Annotated in this window: 1 protein-coding gene; it reads right to left on the reverse strand. The window is 70.3% G+C overall.

The window, feature by feature from the left end; all coding sequences use genetic code 11:
* Window positions 1–526: 526 nt before the first annotated feature.
* The gene (gene acnA / locus BN1056_RS14480; RefSeq protein WP_210582432.1) at window positions 527–3,223 is read right to left on the reverse strand and encodes an aconitate hydratase AcnA; all 2,697 of its coding nucleotides are present in this window, start codon (window positions 3,221–3,223) and stop codon (window positions 527–529) included.
* Window positions 3,224–3,413: the final 190 nt, after the last annotated feature.

A 3,413-nucleotide genomic window follows, 5' to 3' on the forward strand; every position in this document is an offset into this window, starting at 1 on the left:
ATGTCCTGAGGCAGAACTGTCACCGATGTCCTGAGACATAACACATATACGGCTACCCACCGGAACGCGGATTTGTCCGTACAATTAGGGGCGTTGCGCGGAGCTGCACAGCCGCCCCGCACCCGGGCCCGCGCACGCCGTCGCCACGGGCACGACGCGCGTGGCGTACCCATCGCGGCCACGGCCGCGGCCGCGCAATTCCGCCATTCTTCCAGCCTGTTCCGAGACGTCATTCAGCCCGGCCCAGCGGCCCGTGCGCGGCCTGAACAGACACGGCGGACCGCACCTGCGAGGCTGCATTCGGGCCGAGTCGCCACAGCCGGATTCGTCTGCGTTCAGCTCCCCCGACTCGCGCAAACCACGGGCGGGGGACCCGCGGCAAATGCCGCGTGACCACGCCAAAAAGGCAACTTAGCCTTTCCGTAATTTCCGAGTGCGAGGTCACGCCCCGCGCCCGGTGAACCGAGCTCACGCACGGGGCCGTCCAGGGTCACCTCCACCCGCACGGCCTCCGCGCGGAGGCTCGCTACCGCTGCTCGCCGCGGGCCAGCCCGCGCAGCACGTACTGCAGGATCCCGCCGTTGCGGAAGTAGTCCGCCTCCCCGGGAGTGTCGATGCGCACGGTCGCCTCGAAGGTGACCTGCTCGCCGTCGTCCCGCCGGGCGGTGACCGTCACGGTGCGGGGGGTGACGCCGTCGTTGAGGGCGGTCAGCCCGGTGATGGAGAAGGTCTCGGTGCCGTCCAGGCCCAGCGAGGCCGCCGACTGGCCGGCGGGGAACTGCAGCGGCGCCACGCCCATGCCGATCAGGTTGGAGCGGTGAATACGCTCGAAGGACTCGGCGATGACCGCCTTGACCCCCAGCAGGGCCGTGCCCTTGGCCGCCCAGTCGCGCGAGGAGCCGGAGCCGTACTCCTTACCGCCCAGCACCACCAGCGGCACGCCCGCGGCCTGGTAGGCCTGGGAGGCGTCGAAGATCGACTCGGTCTGGCCGGTGAGGAAGTTGCGGGTGTATCCGCCCTCCACGCCGTCGAGCAGCTGGTTGCGCAGGCGGATGTTGGCGAAGGTTCCGCGGATCATGACCTCGTGGTTGCCGCGGCGCGAACCGTAGGAGTTGAAGTCCGCTCTCGCCACCCCACGGGCGGCCAGGTAGCGGCCCGCCGGGGAGTCGGCCTTGATGGCGCCTGCCGGGGAGATGTGGTCGGTGGTGACCGAGTCGCCCAGCAGGGCGAGCACGCGGGCTCTGGTCACGTCCTCCACGGGGGTCAGCTCCATGGTCAGGCCGTCGAAGAAGGGGGCCTTGCGCACGTAGGTGGAGTCCTCGTCCCAGGTGAAGGTCTCCCCCTCCGGGGTGTCCAGACCCTGCCAGCGCGCATCGCCGGCGAACACGTCGGCGTAGTCGCGCGTGTACATCTCCCGGTCGATGGTGGCGTCGATGACGGCCTGCACCTCGGTGGGGTCGGGCCAGATGTCGGCGAGGAACACGTCCCGGCCCTCGCCGTCCTGGCCCAGCGGCTCGGTGGCGAAGTCGAAGTCCATGGTGCCGGCCAGGGCGTAGGCGATCACCAGCGGCGGGGAGGCCAGGTAGTTCATCTTCACGTCGGGGTTGATGCGCCCCTCGAAGTTGCGGTTGCCGGACAGCACCGACACGACGGTGAGGTCGGCATCATTCACCGCGGCCGACACCTCGGCGGGCAGCGGCCCGGAGTTGCCGATGCAGGTGGCGCAGCCGTAGCCGACCAGGTTGAAGCCGAGCTCGTTCAGGGCGGGCCACAGCCCGGCCTTCTCGTAGTAGTCGGTGACCACCTGGGAGCCGGGGGCGGTGGAGGTCTTCACCCACGGCTTGGAGCGCAGTCCCTTGGCAACGGCGTTGCGGGCCAGCAGCCCGGCCGCCACCATCACCGACGGGTTGGAGGTGTTGGTGCAGGAGGTGATCGAGGCGATGGCGACGTGGCCGTGGTCGAGGGTGACCTGCGTGCCGTCCGCGAGCGCGACCGGCGTGGGCTTGTGCGGCTCGGCGGCGTAGGCGGGCAGCGTCCGCTCGAAGGCGGCCTTCGAGTCGGACAGCTCGATGCGGTCCTGCGGCCGCTTGGGGCCGGCGATGGAGGGCACCACGGTGGACAGGTCCAGCTCCAGGTACTCGGAGTAGACGGCCTGTCGGGACGGGTCGTGCCACAGGCCCTGCGCCTTGGTGTACTCCTCCACCAGGCGAATGTTCTCCTCGGAGCGGCCGGTCAGGCGCAGGTAGTCCAGGGTGACGTCGTCGATGGGGAAGATGGCGGCGGTGGAGCCGAACTCGGGGCTCATGTTGCCGATGGTGGCGCGGTTGGCCAGCGGCACCGCGGCCACGCCCTCGCCGTAGAACTCCACGATCTTGCCGACCACGCCGTGTTCGCGCAGCATCTGGGTGATGGTGAGCACCACGTCCGTGGCGGTGGCCCCGGCGGGAATGGCGCCGGAGAGTTTGAAGCCGACCACGCGCGGGATCAGCATGGACACGGGCTGGCCGAGCATGGCGGCCTCCGCCTCGATGCCGCCCACGCCCCAGCCGAGCACGCCCAGGCCGTTGACCATGGTGGTGTGGGAGTCGGTGCCCACGCAGGTGTCCGGGTAGGCCTGGGTGACGGGGGCGCCGTCGGCCCCGGTGGTCTGGCGGGTGAAGACGGTGCGGGCCAAATGCTCGATGTTGACCTGGTGGACGATGCCGGTGCCCGGCGGGACCACGCGGAAGTTCGCCAGGGCGCCCTGTCCCCAGCGCAGGAACTGGTAGCGCTCGGCGTTGCGCTCGTACTCGCGCTCCTTGTTGCGCTCCAGGGAGCTGGGCAGGCCGAAGGAGTCGATCTGCACGGAGTGGTCGATGACCATCTCCGCGGGGGCCAGCGGGTTGATGACCTCCGGGTCGCCGCCCAGCTCGGCCACGGCCTCGCGCATGGTGGCCAGGTCGACGATGCAGGGCACGCCGGTGAAGTCCTGCATGATCACCCGCGCCGGGGTGAACTGAATCTCGGTGTCCGGCTCGGCCGCGGGGTCCCAAGAGGCGAGCGCGCGCACGTGGTCGGCGGTGACATTGGCGCCGTCCTCGGTGCGCAGCAGGTTCTCCGCCAGGACCTTCAGGGCGTAGGGCAGGCGGCCCAGGCCGCCGACGGCGTCGAGTCGGAAGATCTCGTAGGGGCGGCCGTCCACGTCGAGGGTGGCACGGGAGTGGAAGGTGTCAAGACTCGTCAAGTTCGTTCCTGTTCATCCTGGTGCGCGGGCGCGCAAGGGCGGCTGGACCGCACGCGGCGGGTGGTCTGCCGCCACGTTAGCGGATACGGCGTCATTCGGCGTCAACCCGGGCAGCCCCACCGTGCGGGCGCCGCCGCATACGCCACGCGCGGCTTACGAAAACGGCGGCCGGCGCCCGCACGCGACGGGG

Origin of the sequence: Actinomyces succiniciruminis (assembly GCF_900002405.1) — a bacterium.
Lineage (GTDB): Bacteria > Actinomycetota > Actinomycetes > Actinomycetales > Actinomycetaceae > Actinomyces > Actinomyces succiniciruminis.